Origin of the sequence: Sphingomonas sp. (genome assembly GCF_036269755.1) — a bacterium.
Lineage (GTDB): Bacteria > Pseudomonadota > Alphaproteobacteria > Sphingomonadales > Sphingomonadaceae > Sphingomonas.
Window position 1 is genome coordinate 59,972 of record NZ_DATBDV010000011.1, and the last position, 25,573, is coordinate 85,544.

General features: G+C 68.2%; 17 protein-coding genes. 6 read left to right on the forward strand and 11 right to left on the reverse strand.

Translation table 11 applies throughout. The features are described 5' to 3' along the window. The first annotated feature begins 21 nt into the window (after positions 1-21). Complete coding sequence (locus VH326_RS08755) at positions 22-573, forward strand: TlpA disulfide reductase family protein (RefSeq protein WP_329631433.1); 552 nt, start codon at positions 22-24, stop codon at positions 571-573. On the opposite strand, the gene VH326_RS08760 is transcribed toward VH326_RS08755, so the two are convergent. The 6 genes from VH326_RS08760 to VH326_RS08785 all read right to left on the reverse strand — a co-directional run bounded on the left by VH326_RS08760 (position 570) and on the right by VH326_RS08785 (position 6,733). Continuing rightward, on the reverse strand, positions 570-1,457 hold the full coding sequence (locus VH326_RS08760; protein WP_329631434.1) for an RDD family protein: 888 nt from the start codon (positions 1,455-1,457) through the stop codon (positions 570-572). The two genes, VH326_RS08755 and VH326_RS08760, sit on opposite strands and share 4 nt — an antisense overlap. Next, entirely contained in the window at positions 1,441-2,445 is a 1,005-nt protein-coding gene (locus tag VH326_RS08765) for a stage II sporulation protein M (protein WP_329631477.1), read from the reverse strand. The genes VH326_RS08760 and VH326_RS08765 overlap by 17 nt, the downstream gene beginning before the upstream one ends. A 38-nt stretch (positions 2,446-2,483) precedes the next feature. Continuing rightward, entirely contained in the window at positions 2,484-3,800 is a 1,317-nt protein-coding gene (locus VH326_RS08770) for a DUF58 domain-containing protein (protein ID WP_329631435.1), read from the reverse strand. Positions 3,801-3,960: 160 nt separating this feature from the next. After that, positions 3,961-4,917 (reverse strand): MoxR family ATPase, encoded by a 957-nt coding sequence (locus VH326_RS08775; RefSeq protein ID WP_329631436.1) that lies wholly within the window; start codon positions 4,915-4,917, stop codon positions 3,961-3,963. Continuing rightward, positions 4,914-6,131: a DUF4350 domain-containing protein gene (locus tag VH326_RS08780; protein ID WP_329631437.1), complete on the reverse strand. Its 1,218-nt coding sequence runs from the start codon at positions 6,129-6,131 to the stop codon at positions 4,914-4,916. The genes VH326_RS08775 and VH326_RS08780 overlap by 4 nt, the downstream gene beginning before the upstream one ends. Continuing rightward, positions 6,128-6,733 carry a DUF4129 domain-containing protein gene (locus VH326_RS08785; RefSeq protein WP_329631438.1) on the reverse strand — a complete coding sequence of 202 codons (606 nt, stop codon included), beginning with the start codon at positions 6,731-6,733 and terminating at the stop codon, positions 6,128-6,130. Before VH326_RS08785 ends, VH326_RS08780 begins: the two co-directional genes overlap by 4 nt. Before the next feature lie 367 nt (positions 6,734-7,100). Here VH326_RS08785 and VH326_RS08790 point away from each other — a divergent pair, with 367 nt between their 5' ends. The 5 genes from VH326_RS08790 (at position 7,101) to VH326_RS08810 (ending at position 14,594) form a co-directional block, all read left to right on the forward strand. Beyond that, complete coding sequence (locus VH326_RS08790; protein ID WP_329631439.1) at positions 7,101-8,579, forward strand: ATPase domain-containing protein; 1,479 nt, start codon at positions 7,101-7,103, stop codon at positions 8,577-8,579. Positions 8,580-8,585: 6 nt separating this feature from the next. Next, positions 8,586-11,108: an ATP-binding protein gene (locus VH326_RS08795; RefSeq protein ID WP_329631440.1), complete on the forward strand. Its 2,523-nt coding sequence runs from the start codon at positions 8,586-8,588 to the stop codon at positions 11,106-11,108. Positions 11,109-11,154: 46 nt separating this feature from the next. Beyond that, positions 11,155-11,412, forward strand: a complete 258-nt coding sequence (locus tag VH326_RS08800) for a hypothetical protein (protein WP_329631441.1) — start codon at positions 11,155-11,157, stop codon at positions 11,410-11,412. 108 nt (positions 11,413-11,520) lie between these two features. Continuing rightward, entirely contained in the window at positions 11,521-13,257 is a 1,737-nt protein-coding gene (locus VH326_RS08805; protein WP_329631442.1) for a type I secretion system permease/ATPase, read from the forward strand. Between the two features lie 2 nt (positions 13,258-13,259). Continuing rightward, positions 13,260-14,594: an HlyD family type I secretion periplasmic adaptor subunit gene (locus VH326_RS08810; protein WP_329631478.1), complete on the forward strand. Its 1,335-nt coding sequence runs from the start codon at positions 13,260-13,262 to the stop codon at positions 14,592-14,594. 135 nt (positions 14,595-14,729) lie between these two features. Here the strand turns inward: VH326_RS08810 and VH326_RS08815 are convergent, their stop codons facing one another. Genes VH326_RS08815 through VH326_RS08835 form a run of 5 tightly spaced genes read right to left on the reverse strand, consistent with a single transcriptional unit; the run spans position 14,730 to position 25,572 of the window. Then, positions 14,730-17,363 carry a vWA domain-containing protein gene (locus tag VH326_RS08815; RefSeq protein WP_329631443.1) on the reverse strand — a complete coding sequence of 878 codons (2,634 nt, stop codon included), beginning with the start codon at positions 17,361-17,363 and terminating at the stop codon, positions 14,730-14,732. A gap of 12 nt (positions 17,364-17,375) precedes the next feature. Continuing rightward, entirely contained in the window at positions 17,376-19,358 is a 1,983-nt protein-coding gene (locus tag VH326_RS08820; protein WP_329631444.1) for a hypothetical protein, read from the reverse strand. 15 nt (positions 19,359-19,373) lie between these two features. Then, a complete protein-coding gene (locus tag VH326_RS08825) occupies positions 19,374-19,910 on the reverse strand; it encodes a hypothetical protein (protein WP_329631445.1) in 537 nt (178 codons plus the stop codon). An 11-nt stretch (positions 19,911-19,921) separates the two neighbouring features. Beyond that, on the reverse strand, positions 19,922-23,980 hold the full coding sequence (locus tag VH326_RS08830; protein WP_329631446.1) for a two-component regulator propeller domain-containing protein: 4,059 nt from the start codon (positions 23,978-23,980) through the stop codon (positions 19,922-19,924). Beyond that, positions 23,977-25,572: a putative baseplate assembly protein gene (locus tag VH326_RS08835; RefSeq protein ID WP_329631447.1), complete on the reverse strand. Its 1,596-nt coding sequence runs from the start codon at positions 25,570-25,572 to the stop codon at positions 23,977-23,979. The genes VH326_RS08830 and VH326_RS08835 overlap by 4 nt, the downstream gene beginning before the upstream one ends. Position 25,573 lies beyond the last annotated feature (1 nt).

Below are 25,573 nucleotides of genomic sequence, written 5' to 3' on the forward strand. Positions count from 1 at the left end.
CTCCTTGCGGCAACCGCCCTGTTGGCCGGCTGCGATAAGCGCTCCCCAGCAACGGGGCAAGCGAACCAGGCGACTGATGCCAGCGTCGCGACTCCCGACGAGGCCGTCGCGCCGCCCGATAACGGCGTCGATACGATCGGCAAGCTCGATCGCAGCCATAAAGGCGAGCCAGCGCCGACCGTCGCGTTCACGGGTCCTGACGGCGCGAAGACCAGCCTTGCCGCGTTCGCCGACCAGCCGTTTCTGCTCAATCTGTGGGCGACGTGGTGCGGCCCGTGCAAGGTCGAGATGCCGGCGCTCGACACCATCGCCGGCGAACACAAGCTGCCCGTGGTCACGGTCAGCCAGGACATGGACGGCGCGAAAGCGGTGGCCCCCTATTTCGCCGCCAAGAAGTTCAAGGCGCTCAAGCCGTACCTCGACCCGGCGCTCGGTATGTCGACCGCGCTCGGCAACCCCAGCTTGCCGACGACGATCCTCTACGATGCCGACGGCCATGAGGTTTGGCGGATGACTGGCGGGATGGACTGGACCTCGCCAACCGCACGGGCGTTGCTGGCGGAGGCGGGCTAGGCCGCGCGGTCCCGCGTGGCTTCGGTAAATTTGTCGGCGCGGCGCAGTCCGACCATCATCTGCCGCTCGAGCCGCGCGCACAACGCGGCATAATAATCCGACAGGAAACCGTAGTCGTCGCGATCGTCGGGCAGGTCGGCCTTGCGCCGGATCGCTGCGGCGACGGTCACGATCGCGTCGTTGTCGCCACCGCGCAGCACTTCCTCGAGCGTCTGCAGCTCGTACTCCCCGTAAAGGCTGAGCGCAGCGTCGCTGAACGTGCGGCGCGCGCGATCGCTCGCGGCGGCCGACGCGACGATGTCATCGCCCAATTTGACCTTGGCGCGCTGCACGACCCAGGTCCCCGCGAGCAGATCGCCGACGCGCAGCCGGTCGCGGTTGAACAGCGGGAAGAACAGGAACACGCAGCTCCACACCAAGGCGATCAGCGAGATCATCTTGTCGGTGCCGCTCGAAAAAATGGTCGCGAAGAAGAAGGTGATCGGCAGGAAGAACTCGATCTCGCGCATCGCGTTGCGCGCGATCACCGCACCGCCGGTCAGCCGCGCGCCATCGCGCGCGACGACGCGGAGCCCGACGATGCGCTTGCCCGGAGTCGCGCCGCGCCCGCCCATCTCGAACAAGGTGAACCAGCCATTGCGCAGGAAAAAGAACCCGATCAGCCACAGCCCGCCCATCAGCACCGATTGCGAGGCGTATGCCGCCATACCGATCACGATTGAGCCGACGATCAGCAACACGAGCATCAGCAGCATGTCGAGCATGAACGCGCCCGCGCGCGCGCCGGCCGAGCCGAGCTCGATCCGCAGATCGACGCCTTCGGGCGTGACGAAGCGGCGCCTGAACGGATTGCCGATGGTGCGGGGTTTACGCTGCCGCGCCATCGTTCCTCCGCGGCCAGTAGAAATAGAGCATCCAGCCGAGCAGCATCGCGATGCCGATCGCGTAGCGCGCGCCGTCCGCGGTAATCGTCTGGCGCCCGATGCCTTCGAGCAGCCCGGCAACCGCGAGCATCACGACGGTGCCACCCATTGCGGTCGCCGCCGACCGCCCGGCCGCGACCGCGGCGTCGGCGCGCGCCAGCTTGCCGGGGAACAGCAAGGCGAGGCCGATGCGGAACCCCGCCGCGCCCGAGATCATGATCGCGAACAATTCGGTGGTGCCGTGGATCATCAGCCAGCCGACGAATCCGTAGGCGAGTCCTTTGGCGGCGAACACCTGGATCATCGCGCCGAGCGTGAGCCCGTTATAGACGATCAGCCCCGCGGTCGGCACACAGAACGCGAAACCCAACGCAAACGACATGATCGCGATCTGCGCGTTGTGGGTGAACAGGAACGACGCGAAGAAAGCGAGCGTGCTCTGGTCGGTGCTGCCGTCATGACCGGTGCCGTAGATCGTCGAGCGCAACAGCTCCGCGCTCGCGGTCGGATCGCGGCCCTGCGCCATATTGTCGGGCATCAGCACGTAGAACCAGCTCGGGTTGTTGCGGATGAGCAAATAGGCGACCAGCGCGCCCGCCGCGGTGAGCACGAACGCGACCAGCGTTTCCTTCCACAGCGCCTGCACCGCCTTGGGCCAGCTGCGCGCGAAGAAATGACCGAGCTGGCGCAGCGGCGAGGTCGGCACGCCGTAAATCTGGAAATAGGCGCGCGTGCAGAGCTGTTCGAGATACGCGACCAGGCTCTTGTCGAGCGAAGTTTCGCGCGCGACCGACAGCGACGACAGCGTCGAGCAATAGAGCAGCGGCAGCACCAGCAGCGCCTGTTCGGGCACGCCGCGCACGCCGCGCTTTTCGATCGCGGTGACGATCTTGTCGAGCCGCTCCCAGTCCTCCTCATGCGCCTGGCGAAAGCGCGTGGCGTTGACCATCGGGGTGCGGATGTCGCCAAAAATTGATGGCTGCGCGTTCACAGCAAGTTCCTCCGCTTCAGATCGACATAGCCCTGGACCAGCCGCTCGGCGATCTTGTCATGCTCGCTCTCGATCACGTGCGCGCCGAGATGCCGCAGCCGGGTGAGCACCAGCAGCCGGTCCTTGAGCAGCCCGGCGGCGGTGACCGCGCGGGTGATGTCGTCCGGAGTCGCGGGCGCGCGATCGACGATCGCCTCAAGTTCCTCGTCGCGCAGCACGACGACCATCAGCAAGTGAGTCTGCGCCAGCCGCGCGGTCGCGCGCACCATGAACTCGGCGCTGGTCAGGTCGGTGAACTCGGTGAACAACACGATCATCGAGCGCCGGGTCAGCCGTGCGGCAAGCGTGGTCAGCGCGTAGGTGTAGTTGGTCTCGTCGCCCGAATAGTCGATCTGCGCCGCGAGATGCTGGAGCTCGGGAAACGCGCCGGCGCCCGAGATCAGCCCGCTGGCGATGCGCGGCCGCGAATCGAATGCGGTGAGCGCGACCCGGTCGCCGAGCTTGAGCGCGACCCATCCGGTCAACAGCATCGCCGCGACCATGCGGTCGACTCGCGGCACGCCCGCCACCGGCTCGGCCATCTGGCGCCCCGAATCGATCGCGAACACGATCTGGTTGTTGCGCTCGGTACGGTATTCCTTGGCATGCAGCTTCAAGTGCCGCGCCGATTGCTTCCAGTCGATCGCGCGCCGGTCCATCCCCGAGCGGAATTCGACCAAGGTATCGAAATCGGTGCCGTCGCCGCGGTCGAGCTGAGTCATCAGCCCTTGCGGCGCGTGGCGCTGGAAGATGCGCGCGCCGCGCTCGTGGACCGGACGGATGTCGGGCAGGATCGCGAGGCTGGCGTCGCTGGCGATCCGCTTGCCCTTCCAGGCAAGCCCGATCGGTCCGCGCCAACGCACCCAGATCCGATCGAACCGCGCGGTGCCGCGCCGCCGAGTTTCGACCGGCATCGCCACCGCGCCGCGCCCCCTGGTCAGCGCGACGACCGCGCGGCCGTCGTCGGCGATCTCGACCAGCGCATCGCTGGCGATCGCGACCTCGGCGCGGCGCGGCGCGGCCACGCCGGGCATCGTCACCGTGACCAGCGCCTCGACTTCCTCGCCGACGCTCGCGGTGCGCGGCAGCGTCAGGTCGACCGCGACGTTGCCGCTACTCATGCCGACCACCGCGTCGATCACCGTCGCTGCCAGCACCACCGCCGGCCACGCCAGCCCGATATACCAGCGATCGGGCATCATCACCGCGATCAGCAGCGCGACGGGCGCGCCGGCGGCGGCCGCCAACACTGCGAGGCGTGTGGGGTAGATCAACGAAGAAGCCCGCGCCGAAACGCACGCTTCCCCGGCGAAGGCCGGGGCCCAGTTGGCCAGATCGAGGCAACGAAGCGCAGCGCTTCCCAACCAGCCCTCCGCAGCTGGACCCCGGCCTTCGCCGGGGAGGCGTTTAAATTATGGGAAAGAAATCCCCGCCTCAACGCGGCGCCTCGATCTGTTCGATGATCCCAGTCACCACATCCTCGACCACGCGGCCGTCGATTTCGGCGGCGGGCGACAGGATCAGGCGGTGGCGGAGCAACGCGGGCGCGAGCTGCTTGACGTCGTCGGGGATGACGAAGTCGCGACCGTCGATCGCCGCGCGGGCTCGCGCCGCGCCTGCCAGCATCGCGCCGGCGCGTGGGCTCGCGCCGCTTTCCAGGTCGGCGACGCCGCGCGTCCCGCGGATCAACGCGGCGATGTAATCGATCACTTCGTCGACCAGTTTGACCCCCGCGACCGCCTCGACCGCGCCGCCGATCGCCTTGGCGTCGGTGCAGGGCTCGACGCCCCAGCCTTGTGGCTCCATCGCAGTCGCGCGCGCGCCGTGCGTGGCGATGATCTTGCGCTCCTCGGCGGCGGATGGATAATCGACCGTCTGCTTGAACAGGAAGCGGTCGAGCTGCGCCTCGGGCAGCGGATAGACGCCCTGCTGCTCGATCGGGTTCTGCGTCGCCACCACCATGAAACGGTCGCCAAGCGACAGGCTCTCGCCGTCGATCGTCACGGTGCGTTCCTGCATCGCCTCGAGCAACGCCGCCTGGGTCTTGGGCGGCGTGCGGTTGATTTCGTCGGCCAGCAGCAAATCGGTGAAGATCGGGCCTCTCGTGAGCGTGAAGGTGCTCGTCTGGAAGTTGAACAGGTTCGCCCCGATGATGTCGCCAGGCATCAAATCGGGCGTGAATTGAATCCGCCCGAATTGCAGGCCCACGGCGCGCGCGAAGCTGTTGGCAAGCAACGTCTTGGCGGTGCCCGGCGGCCCTTCCAGCAGCATGTGGCCGCCGGCGAACAGGGCGACGAGCATCAGGTCGACCGTGGCCTCCTGCCCGACCACCGCCTTGCCGACTTCCTGCCTGATCGCCACCGCCAGGTTGCGGACTTCATCGACCGTCACTGGGCTTTCTCCTTTTGCCAATCGTGTAATGCCTGCGCCGCGGCGACCAGGCTTGCCCGGTCGGTCGCGCTTTCGGCGGCGCGCGCGAGGTCGCTGAACCGGTCGCGCGCGGTTAGTTTGTCGAGATAATCGTCGATCGCCTGATCGCGCAGCCGCGGGGGCACGCCGAACGCGGTCACCGCTCGGTCCCGGATCACTTCGACATAGCGCCCGCCGAGCCGCGCCTGGCGCCGAGCCTTGCGGATCAGCATCGCCGAATTGTCGACCAACGCCGCCTTTCCGAAGGCGATCGCGCGCTCGCGCCGCACCGCCGGGCCGAACCGCGTGACGGCTTGCCATGCCGCGAGCAGCATCGCCGCGACCAAGGTCAGCGTCATCGCCAGGAACGGCGGGTCGAGCGCGAGGCGCAGCGGGTTGGGCGCGCGGCCCAGCCCGACGAGCGTCACGTCGAACGAGATCGGCTGGCCATCGTCGTTGAGCTGGTCGAGCAAGGCGAGCGCGCTCTGCGCATTCGACGCCTCGCGCATGCCCATGTTGGACAGGAGGTCGCCATCGGCGAGGACGTAGAGCGGCCCCGCGCCGACCTGCGCCAGCACGATATGGCCGGCCTGGTCGGTCAGCAGCGGGGTCAGCTTGTCGCCCGTCATCGTCTGGAGCGGTCGCGGCGCGGAAAAAGCGATCGACTCCGACAGGAATCCGTCGGTCAGCAGCGGCCGCCCGCCGCTCGGCGCGCGCGATATCTTGAACTTATTACCGGGCGCCAGCACGCCCTCCGGCTCGCTCGACGGTAGCAGCCCGACGTGATCGACCCAGCCGGCGTCCCCCTTGTCGGGAATCGTCTGCCATTTCGGCAGCACCACCAGGGTCGGCAGCCGCGTGCGCCGCGTGAGCGCCTCGCCCATCGGCGTGTCGGCGGTCTGCGGCGTCAGCACCATCAGGCCCGGCGTCGACAACAGGTTGTCGTCGCGGATCACGCGAGTCTGGTGCCCCGTCGCCTCGGCGAGACGCAGGATGCCGCTATAGCCGAGCGCCGAGTTCGACAGCGCATGCGCCGCGCCGCCGCCGCGCGGGGTGCTGCCCGGGGCATAAGCGGTCGCGACCAGCATCGCGACGAACGCTGCGACCCCGACGGTGATCAGGAAGACGATCGTGCGCAGCCGGAACAGTGCGCCGCCGCTTTCGTCGCCCGAGCGCGTGACCGCGACGTCGCTCATGCTTTCCACTGCCCGGGCAGCGCGAAATCGGCATAGGCCGCGCGCGCCGATTGCCAGTCGTCGGCGCCGAGCGCGCGGCCGCCGAACAGGCTGTGCTCGACCTGCCGCGCGATCTTGGCGAACAGCTCGCGCGCGATCGTCGGAATGCCACTCGCCGCGGCGAGCTCGCGGCTGGTTAGCGAGGGGCGGACGATCTGCGGGCGGCGGCGCTTGATGTCCTCGACGGACCGGAACAGCAAGTGATGGACCGCTTCGGCATAGAGCCCGCGCGCCGCGAGCGAATCCGCCTCCGCCAGCCATTCGCGCGCCGGCGCGGCATCGGGCGCCCACTCCTGTTCGTCGGCTGCCACGTCGACCTGGCGCGCGCGCTTGCGCTTCAACGGCGCGTGCCACTCGCCCGAGCGGACGCGATCCACGATCATCCACACCAGCAGCAGCGCGAGCGCAGCGATCACCAACCAAAGCAGGATGCGGACGTAGGGCGCGGCGGGCATCAGGTTGGTGAGCCACTCGAACAACTTGCCGACCTGGCGCAGCAGATCGCCGAGCGAGCGCAGCCAGGCGGGAATATGCGGCGGCTGCGGCGGTTTGGCCGGGCCCATGCCGAATTGGATGGTGGGGTCCGCACGCAAGGCACGGTGAGCTTCGGCAAAGCGCTGCGCGGCCGCCGCGGCAGCTTGCCCGTTCCCCCCGCTCACGCGATCGCCGCCCCCGAATTCACGACACGGATGCTTACCCGCTGCCGGACTGCGCGCAACCGCTAATTGGTGGCGCTAAGTTGTTCTGGACACGGATGTTCCTAATTCGCACATGCCCCCGTCATCCTACCTTCGCGATTCGAGCGGCGGTTGCAAACATTCTCTCCGCCAGCCGGCGGGATCAAATTTCGCGTTCGAACATTTGAACAAATCGGTTCTGTAACGAGATCGTCTGGACAGGCCGGTTGGTGACCTATCAAGCGGAGGATGAATGCCCAATTGTGCGACCGGCGTATCGGGTCTCGACGAAATCCTGGCGGGCGGTTTTGCCAAGAAACGTCTGTTCCTCGTCGAAGGCAGTCCGGGCACCGGCAAGACGACCATCGCCAGCCAGTTCCTGCTCGCCGGGATGAAGGCCGGCGAAACGGTGCTCTACATCACCCTATCCGAAACCGAGGAGGAGCTGCGCGACGGCGCGGCCTCGCACGGGTGGACGTTCGAAGACGGGTTTCACGTATTCGAACTGGTGCCGCCCGAAAATCTCCTCGACGACGATCAGCAGCAGAGCCTGCTCTATTCTTCCGATCTCGAATTGGGCGAGACGACCAAGCGCATTTTCGAAGCGTTCGAGAAGTTGAAGCCGTCGCGCGTCGTGCTCGACAGCCTGTCGGAAATACGGCTGCTCGCGCAGAGCTCGCTGCGCTATCGCCGGCAGATCCTCGCGCTGAAACACTATTTCTCGCGTCACGACGCGACGGTGCTGATGCTCGACGATCTCACCGCCGACGTGATGGACAAGACCGTCCATAGCGTGGCGCATGCGGTGATCCGGCTCGAAGAATTGTCGCCGACCTACGGTGCGGAACGGCGGCGGATGCGCGTGCTCAAATATCGAGGGCGGCGCTACCGCGGCGGCTATCACGACTTCGTGATCGATACCGGCGGCGTCCGCATCTTTCCGAGGCTGGTTTCGGCCGAGCATCGCGCGACGTTCAGTCGAGAGACGGTTCCGATCGACAATGCCGAACTCAACGGCTTGCTCGGCGGCGGGTTCGAACGTGGCGCGAGCAACCTGATCCTCGGCCCTGCGGGCACCGGCAAGTCGTTGCTGACGCTGAGCTTCGTGCAAGCCGCGGTGCGGCGCGGCGAGGCTGCCGCGATGTTCGCATTCGACGAAGAACGCGGGCTGCTGTTCGAGCGATCGAAGGGGCTGGGAATCGACCTGCAGGGCATGGTCGACTCGGGAAAGCTGTTGATCGAGCAGATCGACGCCGCCGAGCTGACGCCGGGCGAGTTTTCGGAGCGCGTGCGGACGTGCGTCGAACAAAACGGCGTACGCACCGTCGTGATCGACAGCCTCAACGGCTACCAGGCGGCGATGCCCGAGGAGCAGGCGCTGATCCTGCACATGCACGAATTGCTGCAATATCTGAACCGGCAGGGGGTCACCACCTTCCTCACCGTCGCGCAGCATGGGCTGGTGGGCGACATGAAGTCGCCGGTCGATGTCACCTACCTCGCCGATACCGTCATCCTCTTGCGATATTTCGAGGCGGTGGGGCGGGTCCGTCGCGCGATCTCGGTCGTTAAGAAGCGGACCGGCGCACACGAGGACACGATTCGGGAGTTCATGATCGGCGCGAAAGGCATTACGCTCGGTGAACCGCTGACCAGCTTCCAGGGTATCCTGCGGGGGGTCCCTAGTCTCGTCGGCGACGGCGCCGGCCTCCTCAGCATGAAAGAGGCGTAAGCGCCCTTGGACCGTACGATCGCGGAAGGTGCGGTAGTCCTCGCGCCACACGGCCGGGACGCGGCCGTGGCGGCGGCGATGCTGCGCGAAAGCGGGCTCGGTGCGGCCACGGTTCGCGACGTTCCGGAGCTCGTCGCGGCGCTGCGCGGCGGCGCCGGGTTTGCGGTCGTCACCGAAGAAGCGTTGGGGACCGCCGATCTTCGTGAGCTGGCCAGGTTCATCGCGGATCAGGCCGAATGGTCGGACTTCCCGTTCATCGTCCTGACCGCGCGCGGCGGCGGATTGGAGCGCAATCCGGGCGCGGTGCGGCTGCTCGAAACGCTGGGCAACGTCACCTTCCTCGAACGCCCGTTCCACCCGACGACCTTGATCAGCCTTGCCCGCGCGGCACGGCGCGCGCGGCTGCGGCAATACGAGGCGCGCGCCCGATTGGAGGACATCCGCGAAGGCCAGGAACGCTTGCGGCTCGCTCTCGACGCTGGCGGTCTCGGCGCGTGGACGATGGAGTTTGACGGCAATAAGTTGGAATGTTCGAGCGAGTGCAAGGCGCATTATGGCCGCACGGCGGACCAGGACTTCGCCTACGAAGATCTGCTGGCCGCGATCCATGCCGAAGATCGCGCCGGCACGCGGGCGGCGATGGTGGAATCGGCGACCACCCGCGGGCATTATGACGCGCAATACCGATGCGTCTGGCCCGACGGCTCGCTCCACTGGGTCCATATCAGCGGCCAGACCGAGCGCGATGCAAGCGGCAAGCCCATCCGCATGGTCGGCGTGTCGCGCGACATCACCGCGCAACGCCGCCACGAAAGCCGCCAGCTCGCGCTACTGACCCTGGGGGACGGGTTGCGGCAGATGACCGATCCCGCCGAAATGTCGTTTCTCGCCGCGGAAATCCTCGGCCGTACGCTGGAGGTGAGTCGCGCGGGGTACGGGATCGTCGACACACTGAACGAAACCATCACGATCGATCGCGACTGGAACATGCCGGGGACGCAGAGCCTAGCGGGCGTCCTGAAATTTCGCGATTACGGCTCGTACATCGAGGATCTGAAGCGCGGCGAGACGGTGGCGTTCGCCGACGCTCGCCTCGATCCCCGGACCGCTTCAGCCGCGCATGCTCTCGAGGCGATCCATGCGCGGGCGGTGATCAACATGCCGCTGGTCGATCACAACGACTTCGTCGCTTTGCTGTATCTCAACCACAAGGAGCCGCGCGAGTGGAGCAGGGACGAGCTCGCGTTCATCGGCAACGTCGCCGATCGTACGCAGGCGGCGATCGAACGGCGATACGCGGAGATTTCGCTCGCGGAGCTGGCGGAATCGCTCGAGCGCCAGGTCGAGGAACGCACGCGCGAGAGCGAGGCGGCGCAGGAGCAATTGCGCCAGGCCCAGAAGATGGAAGCGGTCGGCCAGCTGACCGGCGGACTGGCGCACGACTTCAATAACCTGCTGACCGGCATTTCGGGCGGGCTGGAGTTGATGCAGCTGCGGATCCAGCAGGGGCGCGTCGGCGAAATCGACCGATATTTCGAGATCGCCCAGGGCGCGGCCAAGCGCGCGGCGGCGCTGACGCATCGCCTGCTTGCCTTTTCGCGACGGCAGACGCTCGATCCAAGGCCGACCAACATCAACCGGCTCGTCGCGAACATCGACGAGTTCCTGCGGCGGTCGGTCGGTCCGGCGATCGAGCTGGAGATTATCGGCGAGCTCGAGCTTTGGACGACGCTGATCGATCCGAACCAGTTGGAGAATGCGCTCCTCAACCTTTGCATCAACGCGCGCGACGCGATGCCGAATGGCGGACGGATTACGATCGAGACCGCAAACCTGCAGCTCGACGAGGTCGAGGCGCGGAAGCGGGATCTGCCGCCCGGCGACTATGTCGCGCTCCGCGTGACCGACACCGGTATCGGCATGTCGCCGGAGGTCGTCGCGCGTGCGTTCGACCCCTTCTACACGACTAAGCCGATGGGCGAGGGCACCGGGCTCGGACTGTCGATGATCTACGGATTCGTCCGGCAATCGGGCGGGCAGGTCGCGATCCAATCGGAGGTCGGCAAGGGCACGGCGATGTCCCTGTATTTCCCGCGCGTACTCTCCGAAGAGGATCGCGAGCACACACCCGAACGACGCGAAGCCGCGCGACCTACCGCCAAACGCGAAACGATCCTCGTCGTCGACGACGAGCCGGAAGTTCGGACGCTGATCGTCGATGTCCTGCAGGAACTCGGCTATGAAACGCGTGAAGCCGGCGATGGGCCGGCCGGGCTCGATTGGCTCCAGTCCGAACCCGGGATCGACTTGCTGGTCACCGATGTCGGCCTGCCCAAGGGGATGAACGGACGTCAGTTCGCCGAGGCCGCGCGCGCCCGACGGCCCGATTTGAAGGTGCTGTTCATTACCGGCTATGCCGAAAGCGCGGTGATCCGTAACGGCCAGTTGGAGCCGGGGATGCATGTCCTCACCAAGCCGTTCGCGATGGACGCGCTGGCGAGGCGGATCGGCGAAGTCATAGGGAATTGATCGCGCGGCGGCCGCCGCCGACGACAGTCCCGCGCGAAAGGTGCCGATGTCCGACGATTACGACCATGGCCGCCGCGACGGCCTTCGACTTGCTCTGGCGCTGCTTGCGGCAGAAGAAGCCAAGTGGTCGGTCTTGCTGGGGCAGAGTCGGTCTGGACGGACAAACGCAATTCGCGCTGTGCGGCACAAGACGCTTCAGGTGGCGCAAAAACGTCTGCGGACGGCGTTGAATCGACTCGCGCCCAAGGAAGAGGCAGCGATCAACGTCGAGATTGCAGCGGCGCTCGCCAAAATGGGACTCTAGCGGAACCGCCGAGCCCCTCGCGCGGTAGGCAACCCCTTGTAAATTCCGGCCATTGGATTCGCGTGCCCGTCCCGCTATGGCTGACCGCGTTTTAGAACGGGCGTAACCATGGCACGGCTGGGCAACCGGAAGGATTCCGAGATCCTCGTCGCGCTTCGGCAGTTGCGCGGCGGGCTGGGCGCGATCGCCGCGCTGTCGGCGATGGTCAATGTGCTGACGATCGCCGGCTCGCTCTATTTGATGATGGTCTATGACCGGGTGCTGCCGTCGCAGAGCCTGGCGACTTTGTTCAGCATCTTCGCGATGATCGTGATCGCCTATCTGTTCTACGGCGTGTTCGACGTGATGCGGACCAAGATGCTTGCGGACGTTGCGTCGTCGCTCGACCGCTCGTTGTCGGGGCGAGTCCAGTTGCTCGAATCGCGGATCGCACTCGAACGCCCCGAAGCGCGCGATCAGATCAGCCCGAGTCGCGACCTCGACCAATTGCGCTCGTTTATCGCCAGCGCCGGGCCGCCAGCGCTGATCGATCTGCCTTGGATATTCTTCTTTTTGCTGGTGCTGACGCTGGTCCATTACTGGCTCGGCATCATCACTTTGGTCGGGATGATCGGGCTGGCGGTGCTGACCCTGGTCGCCGAGCGGGTGAGCGGGCGGCACGTCGCGGCGGTCACCGCCGCCGCCTCGCGCCGCCGCGTCCTCGGTGAGCGGCAATGGCGCCATGCCGAGGCGATCGCCGCGCTCGGCATGCGCGACCGGCTGATGCTGCAATGGCGCGCCGCGCACCACGCCTATCTTGACCGTCAGGCGACGCTGACCGACACGATCGCGACGCTGGGTGGGATCAGCAAGGTGTCGCGGATGTTCCTGCAATCGCTCGTGCTGACCGTCGGCGCGATACTGGTGATCGACGGCAAGGCGACCGCGGGTATCATCTTCGCCAGCTCGATCCTGTCGGGCCGCGCGATGGCGCCGGTCGATCAGGCGATCGCCAATTGGAAGAATTTCGTGGCGGCGCGGCAGAGCTGGGGCCGGCTCGACAATTTGCTTGGGCAAGTCCCGGCGGCGGCCGCGGACCGCACCGAACTGCCCGCGCCGACGCGCGAGCTGTCGGTTGAACAAGTCTCGCTCGCCCCTCCCGGCACGCAACGCGCGACGGTAGCCGGGGTCAGCTTCCAGGTCTCGGCGGGCCAGGTGGTGGGGATCATCGGACCGAGCGCGTCGGGCAAGTCGTCGCTGGTGCGCGGCGTCGTCGGGGTGTGGAAAGCGGCGGCGGGCGTGGTCCGACTGGACGGCGCCGCGCTACCGCAATGGGACCCCGAAGTCCTCGGCCGGCACATCGGCTATTTGCCGCAATCGGTCGAATTGTTCGCGGGCACCGTCGCCGAGAACATCGCGCGATTCGAGGTCGATGCGCCATCGGAAACGATCATCGCAGCGGCCCAGGCGGCGGGCGCACACGATGTCATCGTCCAGCTGCCCGGCGGGTATGACTGCGTGATCAGCGAAGACGGCATGACGCTCTCGGCGGGGCAGCGCCAGCGCATCGCGCTCGCTCGCGCGCTCTATCGCGACCCGTTCCTGGTCGTGCTCGACGAGCCCAATTCGAACCTCGATCCCGAAGGCGAGATGGCGCTCGCGCGCGCGGTGACGGGGGTGCGCGAGCGCGGTGGTATCGTGCTGTTGGTCGCACACCGCCGCGAGATCCTGGGCATCGCCGACTTGCTGCTCGTGATGCGGGCCGGTGGAATGTACGCGTTCGGGCCGCGCGACGAGGTCTTGGCCAAGATCGCGCCGCCGCCGGGGCAGGGCAATCTCACCCCGATCAAGCGGACCGCAGGGTGAACATGTTCTACGCCCCCGATGCGTTCGACGACGCCGAAGACCTCGATCCCGGCGCCGCGCGGCTACGCCGCCGCACGCGCCGCGCGTATTGGCTGATCGCGTGGCTGGTGATCGGCGGGTTCGGGCTCGCTGCGTTGCTCCAGATCGGCGGCGCGGTGGTCGGATCGGGCGAGGTCGCGGTCGAATCGAGCGTCAAGACGATTGCCCATCCGACCGGGGGCATCCTGTCGGCGGTGCTCGTGCGGGACGGCGATCATGTCGCCAAGGGCCAGGTGCTGATGCGCCTCGACCAGGCGGTATCATCGGTCGGGATGGAATCGGCGTCGCTCGGGCTCGAGCAGTTGCGCGCCCGCCGCGCGCGGCTCGAAGCCGAACGCGACGGCGCTGGCGCGATCCTGTTCCCCGGGGAACTGACCGCGAGCAGCAGCCCGCTGGCCAAGGACGCGATGGTGCGCGAGCAGCGGCTGTTCGACTTGCGGCGGCGCGAGCGCGACGGATCGGTCTCCCTGCTCGGCCAGCGCGTCAAGCAATATGAGGATGAGGTCCGCAGCTATCAGGCGCAGATCGATGCGATCGAGCAGCAGATGGTGCTGGTCGAGCCCGAGCTGGCGGGCTTGCGCAAGCTCCATGACAAGCAGCTCGTGACGATCAACCGGCTCAACGAAATGGAGCGCACCGCGGTGCAGATGCGCGGCAGCAAGGCGGCGCTCGAATCGAACATCGCCGAAGCGCGCGCGCGGATTTCGGAGGCGCAGGAGCAGATGCTCAACGTCGATAAGCAAATGCGCAGCGAAGCCGCGACTCAGCTCGCCGAAGTCGTCGGCCAGCTGAACGATCAGCAACTTCGCGTCGCCACCGCCAACGACACCGTCGACCGCAGCGTGATCCGCGCGCCCCAATCGGGCACGGTCGACAAGATTGCATTCCTGACGGTCGGCAGCGCGGTGCCGGCGGGACAGCCGATCCTCCAGATCGTGCCCGACCACGACAATTTGTTGGTCGATGCGCGCATCCGCCCGCAGGACGTCGATCAGGTGCGGTTGGGGCAAACCGCGCGCGTGACCTTTTCGGGCCTCAATCGCCAGACCACGCCCGACATTCCCGGCGTCGTCAGCTTCCTGTCGCCCGATCTCACGAGCGACCAGAAGACCGGCCAGTCCTTCTATCGGATCAAGGTGCGGCTCGACGCGCAGGCGCTCGCCAAGGCGCCGCAGATCGCTCTCAAGTCCGGCATGCCGGCCGAGGTGTTCGTTGAGACCAACGACCGCTCCATTCTGTCGTATCTGTTCAAGCCGCTGTTCGACCAGATCCGCTACGCGATGCGCGGCGAGGGCTAGGCTCGCCATTCGCGGATAGCGGCACCCAGGCAATCCATTGAAGGTCCGCGATCCTCTAGACACCGTGGCGCCGCTCTCACCATCGACGCGCGATGATCGTGCGGGCGGCTGGACCTATGTCGAGCCGCCCACCGGCTATGGCTTGATGCCCAGCAACGCGAGGATGCGCGCGATCAGGCAGCGCCACGCCGCACGCCAGATCTGGCCGCAGGTGAGCCCAGCCATGCCCTTCGTATCGTCGAGTCCGGGATTGGCCGGGTTCATTGGCGTGCCGTAGATGGTGATAGACACGACAGGCTGTCGTCCGTCCGCGCCATTCAGGACGTTGCGGCTGTACGAGCCATCCAGATGGTCGACGATTTCGCCGTCGAAGCTGCCGTGCGCGACGGTCATCTCGATCGTGTCGGCGCGGAACGGCCCGAGCAGTTCGCCCGACGCGGTCTGCGGCTTGAACGTCATCGTCCAGCCGCTGGGGGTACTAGCCCAGATTGTGCCGAGCAGTGCCGGGTCGGGGCGCACACCCACCCAGGTCGAGCGCACGATGACGCGGGTGAAGCGCGACCCGTCGGGGAGCGTTCCCTCGACCCGCCAGCGGAAGGTGTACGTGCCTTCCTTGGCGGTGTCGGTGAAGGCGGCGGCATAGTGTCCCGGTGCCCCCTCGGCGAGACCGGGATCGGGCGCATTCACCTCGGGCAGCCGGTCGAGCTGAAGACCGTGCAGCAGGGCTGCGTGCATCAGCCCCTTGTCCTTGTAATGATCGGGGCTCTTCGTGATGTCCGACGGCAGTTCGCGGAGCATCGCCTTGAAGCGTGCCGCATTGGTGCCGAGGAAAGTGCCCAGCCCCTCGCCAGGCCGCGCGATGTCGAGGTGGATCGTCGCGCCCGAAACCGGCGCGCCGCCGTTGATCAGCCCGCATGACAGCGCGATCGGATCGCCGATGAAATATTGCGGCCGGTCGAACGCCACTTCGGCTTTGAGCTTGAGATCCGCCATGCACAGCGCCGAATCGTTGGTCATCGGCTGGGCGGCGCCGTTCATGTTCTGATGCTGCATGCGCCATTCGGTCGCGGCGGTTCCGCCGGTGACCGCCGGGATGTCGATGACCGTCACGCCGTGCCCCTTGCGGCGATAGGTCGAGACGCCTGCCCCAGGGTTGACCGCGGTGAACGAAGCTGCCGTGCCCTGCGTGCGCCAGGCGACGCTGATCTTGTCGTTCTGATCGCTCCACGGGACGAGGAAGACGACCTTCTGCTCGCCCGAGGACATCGGGAAATACAAGGCGTTGGGGAACGTGGCTGCGTCGGGATCGACGATCGTGTTGACCGGCATGACCGGCTGCGCGTCCAGCACCTTGCCGATCATTTCGGCAAAGGCGGGCAGCAGCTGCTTGGTGTCTTCGGTCATCTGATAGAAACCGTTGCCGAGCGCGTTCAGCCGGTCGGCGTCGACCTGCTGCCCGACCGCGACCGTGAACAGCCGGTCACCGATGAGCGCGTTCGCGCCGAGGCCCGGTCGCACCTGGGTGAAGGTTTGCGCGGCGCTGCCGACCGTGGCGGCGATGGTGACGTTTCCCGAATTCTCATAGCCGTCGGTCAGCAGCAGGACGCTCGCGCGCTTGGTGTCGCTGCCTGCGTTGAGGCCGGCGTCCACCGCCTGGAAACCAGCGACAAGTGCATCGCCGATGGGCGTGCAGGTCTGCGGCGCGCCGAGGACGAGCTCGGCAACGTCGCCAAACGGCGTCAGCGGCATCATCGACCCGGCGATCGCGGCGTTGGCCGGATCGCGCAGGGTGATCTCGCCCATCGCTGCCGCCGACTTCCAGCCGCAGCTGCCATGTTCGAACGTGACTATGCCGGCTTTATGCGCGCCGTTCGGCCGCAACGCGCGGAACAGGTCGAGCCAGGCATGCGCGGCGCGCACCGCCGCCGTCCAACGCGTCTGCCCGGCGCCGAAAGCGGCCCCCATGCTACCCGACCGGTCGAGCACGAGCAGCATGCCGTGCGTCACCGTCTGGACCGCGATCCCGAGTTGGGCCGTGTTGCGCGGGTTGCTCGCCGACCCCAGGCCGCTGCCGTCGAGATTATAGGCCCCGGTGACGATGAAATTGAGGTTGAGCGCGGCATAGGCGGCGGGTGCGGTGAAGCTTGCGGTGCTGCCGCCCGAACTGAAGCCGCTGACGGCGACGGGATTGGCGGCGTCGGGCAGCCAGCCGCTGACGATCGCCGGCGGCGGCGAGAGCGTCGCGGCGCCGTTTTTCGACTCGGTCCGGGCGACCGTCGCGCCCAGCATGACGTTCGCGAGTTCCTCGACCGGCAGGCCGCTGGTCACTTGTGCACCGGTGATCGACGGATCGGCGAGGATGCGGTCGATCGACAACGTACCGCCGCCGGGCTCGACCATTGCGGTGCCGCTGAGGTTGCGGACGATCAGGCGAAGCGTGCCGTTGGGATTCGATCCATCCTGATCTTCGATCGTCACATTTGCGGGGTCGGTCGCCGCCGCACCCGGAGTGATCGTCACCGTCCATTGGCCGTCGAGCAGAATCGGTCCCGCCACCCATGCGCCGAGATTGAGGATCGGCGTCCCCGCGGCTGACCAACTCGCTGGGTCGCGATAGGCGGCGATGGTGGCATTGGCCGGCATCGTCAGCGTCAACGTGGCGGGGGCGTTGGCGATGTCGCTCAGCGTGACGTCGACGGCCGCGAAGGTCGAGCCGGAGATCGAGAAGGACGCACCGGGCGCCCAGGGGGTGATCGTGGGATTTGGCATGCTCGCCTCCGTTCAGATGGTTGTGACGATTTGCTTGGTGTAAAGGTTGAAGTCGCCGGTGCGATTGGAGCGATAGTAGAGCGTGATCGCGCCGTTCTCGATCATCGCACAGGCGGCGTCGTTGCTGTTGCCCGCCGACGCGGTGATCTGGCGGGCGAGACCCCAACCGCCGGTCAGCGGGTCGCGCCGCGCTGCCCAGATGTTGGTCTGGCCGTTGTCGAGATGCGTCCAGAGCAACCAGATGCCGCCATCGTCTTCCCGCACGGCGACTGGCCGCGTGTTGCTGCCGGCTGGACCCGCCGCCGCGACCGGAACCGCCGTGGCGGCGCCCCAGGTGTTGGAAGCGACGTCGCACGTCGCCATGAAGATGCCGGCGTCGGCGCGCCAGAACAGGTGGACTCGCTGCGACCCGTCGATCAGCAGGAAAGGCTGGGTGTCGGCGCTGGCTCCCGGGGAGGCAATCGCCGTGTTGCCCCACGCCTCGATTGCGCCCGACGCCGGCGTCAGCCGCGCAACGCCGATCGCCGAGACGGCGACCGCCTCGAACGCCACCCAGATCCGGTCTGCCGCGTCGGATACGGCGTGGAGCACCCCGGGCGTTGTCGAGGGCAGCTGGGCCTGCAACGTCGAGAGGTTGGTGGTCTCGTTGTCGAGCCAGGCTGCCGTGCCCTCGTCCCAGACGGCATTGTACTGGCGGCGGCGGTAGCGGACGAAATCGTTGGTGCCGGCGCCGTTGACCACCCAGAACAGCGTGACGATCTGGCCAGCGCGTACCGCGATCGCATGCGCCTCCGCGTCGGCCTGCTGCGCGACTGGCGTCTCGGCGGCGGCGGGCAGCCCGGCGACCCCCGCCGCGCGCCTGCAGAAAATGTTGCCGCTGCGCTGATAGGTCATGAACAGCGCCGGCGCCGGGCTGGTTGGCAACAGCGCAAGCGATGGCAGGTTGGCGGCCGCCGCGCCGCTGGTGATCTGGATCGGCGGGTTGGTGGCAGCCGAGCCAGGGTCGGCAAGCGCCCAGCTGGTCGCGAAAATCTGCGAGGTGTTCGCGACGCGATTCGATTCCCACAGCACGACCGTCGCGTCGTTGACCCGGGCGATCGCGCGGGTCGGGAAATCGTTCGCCGGATCGGGGGCGATCGCTTGGTCGTCGGACGCCGGCAATTGACCGCGCAGCAACGCGTTGATCGCCGCCCGCAACGGAATCGCGGGCCGCCCTTCGCCGCGCCGGTAGCCCTCTGGGGCGAGGCCGAGCATGTCCTGGATCAAGGTGGCGGGCGGGGTCAGCAGCCGCTGTTCGCGGCGGTCGGCGATCTGGCTCGGAAAGACCAATGGGTCGGCGGCAACTCGGATGAGCACGGCGAGCGGGAAATAGCCGTGCCCGGCCTCGAAATCGGGATCACCCGACTGCGGGACATTGGCCGAGGCGCGAGCGCGCACGGCCCATTCGCGGCGGATGCGCGCGCAGCTTTCGGTGCCGATGTCGGCGAACACGAGCGCGGGAAATTCGTCGGGTCGCGCCAGCCTCTCCCATACGTCGAGATAGATCAGCGACGTGCCGTTCATCACCGGCAGCTCGGGGATCGTCTTGGTGCCGAGCCGGGTCGCGGCGGCGGCGGCACCGGGGTTGGCGACGTGCAGTTCCTGCGCGCGGAAGGCGATATCGGCGTCGATGATCGCTTCGATCCCGTCGACCATGCAGCGTCCGGTATAGCGCAGCCCAACGACCAGCGGAGAGGTGCCGCCCGGCGCGGCAGCGACGCCGCGGCCGATCACAAAGTCGTTGGCGGCGGGGGCGGCGAGCGCCTGGACGCGAAACGCGTCGCTGCCATAGGGGATGCCGTCGCCGACGTACCAGCGGCGATACGAGCGCGCGGCGAAACGCTGCGCATCCTCGCCCTCGTTCCAGTCGGCGTCGACCAAAGGGACGCCTTGTTGCAGCCGGACGCTTACGAACCGCTTGAGCGGGTCGAACGTGTCGGGGGTGATCACGGCCATGGGTCGTCCTCCTCGTTAGAACACCAGCCAGAGCGTGCGCTCGAGCGTGCTCGTCGGGTCCTTGTTGATGACGGGATGCGTCACGTAATTGATCAGCGCGGGCGCACCCGCGAGTTGGCCGACGAGTCCGAACTCGCGCAGGCTCGACGCGACGTGCGCGCCGTTGGGCCATGGCGGGTTGCCGGGTCCGATCGTGGCGACGATCTGCAGCCGGTTGGTCGGCGCCGCGGTCACCGCGCCGCCGTCGAGAAAGTCGATCTGGAGATTGGCGAGCGGCACCAGGAACGGCGCGGGATCGACGGGCATGGTCTGCGCGGGAGTCGCCGGCGGGGGGCCGCCAAGATCCCAGGCGGGAAGCCCCGCGCCGACCCACAGCCCCTGAATGCCGAGCGCCGACTTGCCCGCCGTGAAGCTCGCGAGCATCCGCCGGCAGTCCATGACGATCGCGTTGTCGCGCCAGCCATAGTCGCGAATAACGTGACCCTGCGCGTCGAATAGCACGTCGCGATAGCGACCCTTGAGCGCACTGCCTGCGGTTTCGGTGAGGGTCATCGGCGTCTCCATCAGACGAGATTCGGGAACCACGTGCGGCGCTTGAGCGTCGCGAGCGCCGCCTCGGCGAAGGCGAGGCTTTCGGGGTCGTTGGCGATCAGGATGCCGAGCCCTGGGATGACGACGCTCGACCCGTCCGACAGCGCGCCGAGCGAATCGACGAAGGGAATGTCGTCGCTCCATTTTTCGCCGATGTCGGCGTCGGCGGTGTAGACATATTCGACCAGCGGATCGGGCGCGACGATCAGCACGAGGCGGAGGTTGATCGGCGAATAGCGCTTGAGCAACTGACGCAGCCGCGCGATCGATTCGCTGGTTATCGGCGCGCCGATCGGCGACTGGCGCAGGTAAAGCCCGATCGTGCGGCGGGTGTAGACGTGGGCCTGAGTTGGTGCGTCGGCGTCGATCACATCGGGATATTCGGGCGTGTAGACGAAATAATCGCCCCAGCGCCGCCGCCCGAGATTGCGTGCGGCATGCTTGAGGACGGGGGCTCGCGCGCCCGCATTCAAGGTGAGCGCGCGCACCTCGGGTACGCGCTCGCTCCGGCGTGGGCCCGAGCCGGGTTCGGGCACCGTCGCGACTTGCGCAAGGGCGAGCGGCGCGTCCGAACGATGGATCAGCCAGGTCGCGCCCGCGGGCCCGGCGACCGCGACGGGGCGGGTTAGCTCGGCCGCGTCGGCGGCGGCGAGCGCTGGTGCGCCGGGGACGCCGAGCCCGTCGACGTCGACGCGCCAGATCGCCGCACCGCCGTTGCGGTCCGAAGAGAAGAACAGGCTGCATCCCGCTCCGGCCGAAAGCGGCGCGGGCTGACGGTCGGCGGCGCCGCCGACGGGGGGCGCGGTGATCGCGGTTTCCGCTTCCCACGCCCCGGCGGCGGGGTCGTAGCGGCTGAGACGCAGCGTCCAGCTCTCTCGCCCGTTCGCCGTGACCGAGTCGCGCCGCGACCAGAACAGCCACGTCCGCCCGCCCGCGTCGACAAAGGCGCGCGGCTCACGCGCCCCGCCGCCCGATTGCCCGAGCGTGACCGGCGCCGACCAGCCGCCATGGACGCCGGCGACAATCGGCCCGGCGATGCCGTCGGCGAGCATTGCGACGCTCCAATCGCCCGCCGGTGCGTCGGGCCTGCCGACGATCAGTCCGTTCGACGTGCCGATCGCGAGACGCCCGTCGGCAAGCACGGCGATCGATCGCAGATCGGCGGCGGGCAATCCATCCGCCATGGTCCGCGCGCGCCAGACGCTGCCGTCCCAACGTTCGAGTCCCGCCGCCGTCACCGCATAGAGTGCCCCGTCCGCTCCCCAGGAGACATCGCGCGCGTCGGAAGAAAGCAACCCGTCCGCGGTTGTGAAACCGCGCCACCCTCCATCCGCGTAGACCGCGATCCCGTCGGCGGCGGCGAGTGCGACGCGGCCGCCGGGTCCCGCGGCCAGGCGGCGCGGCGTGCCCGAGGGCAGCCCGTCAGCGGCAGTCCAGCTTTGCCAGCGCCCCTGCGGGTCGCGCCGGCTGACTCCCGCGGTCGCCGCCGCCCAGCCATTGCCGGCGGCATCGCCCGCGACGGCGCGGACGTCGTTGCCGATGAGGCCCTGCGGCGCAGCGGCGACGACGCTGATCGCGCCGCCAACCGACCGAAGCGAGATCCCCGCCGGCGTCGCCGCCCACAGCGTGCCGTCGAGCAGCAGCACGACATCGCGAATGTCGTTGGAGCCAAAGCCGCTTCCGGTGTCGAACGTCGTCCACACGCCGTTCGCGCGCCGCTCGGCGACGCCGCCATCGGTCGCGAACCACAACGCGCCACGCGCATCGGCGGTGACCGCGCGCACATTGTCGCTCGGCAACCCATCGGCGATATGCCAGCTGGTCCAGGGACCGCCGGCGGTCTGTTGCGAAACGCCCTGGGCGGTGACGAGCGTGACTCGCTCGCTCCAATGGGCCTGACGGATCTGCCAGCGCGCATCGGCATGTTCGCTCCAGAACAGGCGCGCGCCGCCGAGCGAATCGGGCGCGAGCGCGGGATCGGCGGCGTCGCCCGCCGTCGCGGGGCCGTCGAGCGGGCCCGGCCAATCGATCGCCGGCGACCAGGCGCCGCGCCCGACGAGCCGCCGGTCGGCCAGCCCGAGCGGCCGCGCGGCGCTGGAGGCGCTGAGATCGATCGCCAGCCACGCGTCGTCGCCCGTCGCGACGGTCGCGACGCGCAGGCCGCCGCCGGTCGCCAGCGTCGCGTTGAGCGCCGGGCATTGCGCGTTGATCGCCGCCGCGACTTCTACTGCCGTCGCGGCGGCGAGCGTCGCGTAATCGGCGGGCTGGACGGTGAAGATCTGCGTTCCGAACGCGCCGGTAAAGGCGATCCGCGATCCGCCGATCAGCGCGAACGGGCCGGTCTTGCGGTTGACGATGCTCGCGGGGATTGCCGCCGCAGCCGTGCCGACTGCCAGGCGCAGTCGCGCGCCGGGGGGCCGAGCGCCGTCGATCCAGGCGACGGCGATGCGCGCGTCGCCGAGCAACGTTGCTTCCGGCGATGCCGCTGCGCCGGTCCACGACGGCAGTGCGATTTCGCCGCGCCAGTCGCCATAAGCGAAGCTCTTGACGGCGATCGCGCGGTCGACGCGCGGCTGCGTCTCGCCGGCCGCGGTCAACCCCTCACCCAGCGCGATCGACCGCTCGTATACGACCCGTAGCCGACCCGCCGGGTCGGCGAACGCACTGATCGGGCCGTCGGGCGCATCGTTGAGCGCGAGCAGGCTGGTGTCGGTGGCGGCGATTTCGAGCGCAGCCTGCGGGCCGGTCGATATCGTGCGCAATTCCACCGCGCCGGCGACCGCGCGCGCGTCGATCGTGTCGAACGCGGCGGCGATCACGGCGGCGACTTCTACCGCGCGCGCCGATCCGATATCGGCGAAATCGTCGGGACCGAAGCGCACGCGCGCGGGTACGCCGTCATCGACGACGATCGTCAGTTCGAGCCCGGCGCGCAGCCCGAACGGCTCGACCGCGCCCGACACGAGCTTGGCCGACGATGTGCCCGACCCATGCGCCTGTCCGACGGGGAAGGCGAATACCGGCGCGGCGTCGTCCGCGCCCGCCCAGGCCGCGCCGTCCTGCCGCCGGATATAGAGATTGCGCCGCGCCGGCGTATTGGTGCGCGCGACGTTCTGCGCGAATTCGGCGACTTGCGCACGCCAGCCGGTCTGGTGCGTGACGAGCGCAGCGAGCGCGGGCACGGTGCCGACGACATCGAACAGGCGCGGCGCGGTCTGGAGCTCGTTGCGCTGGCGCGGAATCGACACCGTCGTCGCCGTCTCCCAGCCGATCATGTCGCCGAGCGGCGCGATCAGCGGCGCGGCGATGTTCTGCGGATCGCGCAGGCTGGCGAGGCGCTCGGCCGAGCTGCGCAGCGCATCGGCGCCCATGCCGAACATGTCGATGAAGCGGCGCAGCTGGCCGCCGGTCTGGCTTGCCTCGGGAATACCCGAAAAGGCGAGCGCCGGATCGATGGTGCGGCTGTCGCGGGTCTTCAGATTCTCCGGCAGCATGCCGTGCATCGTCAGGTTTAGGCCGTATGTGCCGCCGGGCGCGGCGATCCGGCGGTAATCGCCGATGGCTTCCGCATCGGGTGCCGAGCCGTCGTCGAGCTCGTAATAATAGGGGTCGCCGGGGGTGAGTTGTTCGGCGTCGAGCAAGGCCTCCCGGACGCGGACCGGCGCGCCGCTCGCATCGTAGAAGATCGAGCGCTTGCGGCGCAGGACCTCGGTCGCGCGCGGTCCGGCGAGCGTGGCGACCGAAATCGATTCGATCGCGACGCGATAACCGTCCTCGATTCGGTCTTCGCTCGGCAGATCGATCACCTGCAGCGTGCCCGGTACCGGCGGCGGCGGAAAGGCCGCGCCGTCGTAGATGAGATAGGGATCGCCAGGCACGAGCGGCGGAAACTCGAAATCGCGCTGCTTGCGTCTGAGCAGCACCGGCGGCGCGTCGGCGGGCGTCTCGAACGAGTCGAGCGCATAATCCCAACTCAGCCAGACGCGTCCGCCGACGATGTCGGGCAGCGCAGAGAAGCTTTCGAACCTCATTGCGGTGCCACCGTCAGCAGCAGCGTGCGCTCGCCCGGCACCGCGATCTCGTTCTCGGCCAACTCGATCCGCCCATCGGCTTCGACATCGGCGCGAAGCGCGACGCGCAACGCGGCAGGCAGCAGGTCGACCGGCGGCAGGTTCAGCGAGGCGAGCGCTTCGGCGACGCCGCCGTCGCTCGCGTCGCGCCGCTTGAAGCGCGTGACGTTGGCGATCCGGACGCCCGGCACGTCGCCGATCGCGTCGTGCACTGCCGACAGATAGACCGGCGTGCCGAAATCGACATTGTCATAGGCGAGCAACGCGTCGAGCGCGGCCTCGACAGCGAGGCGCACCTCGTCGGCGCGACGGCGCTCGTCATAGCCGATCTCGATCGTCAGGTCGATCGGCACCGGTCGCGCGTCGAGCACGCGCACGAACGCGCCGGCCATGCGCCGATCCTCGAAAAAGGCAGTCAGCCGCCGCCGGAGCGGCTCGGGCAGCGGGCGCAGTTCGGGCCCGGCAGGCGCGACGAACAGGTCGATCAGGTTCCAGCTGCGCGTCCGCGCGCGCGCCTTGGCGACCCCGCCGGCCAAGTGCGCCATCGCCTCGTGATCGTCCGCCGTCACCGCGCGGTCGCGCGAGCGAAACGCGGCGGGGCCGAACCGCACGGCGTCTTCGGTGGTCTCGCCGTCGGAGCCCCCCGCGGCGGGGGCGGGGTTGGCGACCGCCTTCAGGTTGGGAATCGCGGTGACGGCCTCGCGGATCGTGCCGGCGGCAACGTTTCCCGCCGCGCCGCCGCCCGCGCGCCAGGCGGCGCGAAGATTGTTGGCACCGCGCGGCGGCCGCCGTCCGAAGCGCCCGTCGCCGAAGCGGATTTCGGCGTTGCCGCTCTCATCGAAGCGCACGTAATAATGGCGAGCGTCGGGATCCGACAGGCGGACGCGGCCGTCGGGGCCGATATCGTAAAGCAGACTGTCGCGCCGATCCCAGCGTACCCACCCGGCGCCCTCGTCGACCTCGACCTCCAGCGTGTCGGCGAGGACCGGCCCGGGCGGCAGCGCGAAGCCCTGGTTGGGCTCGCCCGTCGACGATCCGATCACGCGCGTCGCCAGCGTCTCGCCCTGGACCAGCGGCAGCCCGCGATAGCGCAACCGCCCGCCTGGCAGCAGCTCGACCTGGTCGGAGGCGAACGTTATGGTCAGGTCGTCGCCGGGATATTCGAAGATCTGGGGATTGCCTGCCCCCGTCGCGCGGAAGCGCGCGCCGCTCGGCACGACGACCGTCAGCAGGCCCGGATCGAAATCCAGATCGACCTCGACCAGGGCGGCGGCAGGCGAGCTCAGCTCGTAGCCGATCAGGCGGAGATGTTCGACGATGCTGCGCCGCTCGGTCGCGAGCTGGAGGAAGGATTCGTTCGCGATGCGGTCCTGATAATAGAGCACCACGTCGCCCATGAAGGCGAACAGGTCGACCATCAGCATGCCGAAATCGGCGGTGCTGCGGTCGGTCCATTCGGGCAGCCGCAGCCCCGCGAATTCGAGCATCGCGCGGCGCAGTGCCTCGAAATCCTTGTCGGTATAGTCGATTTTCTGGGGAAGGTTGCCGGTCATC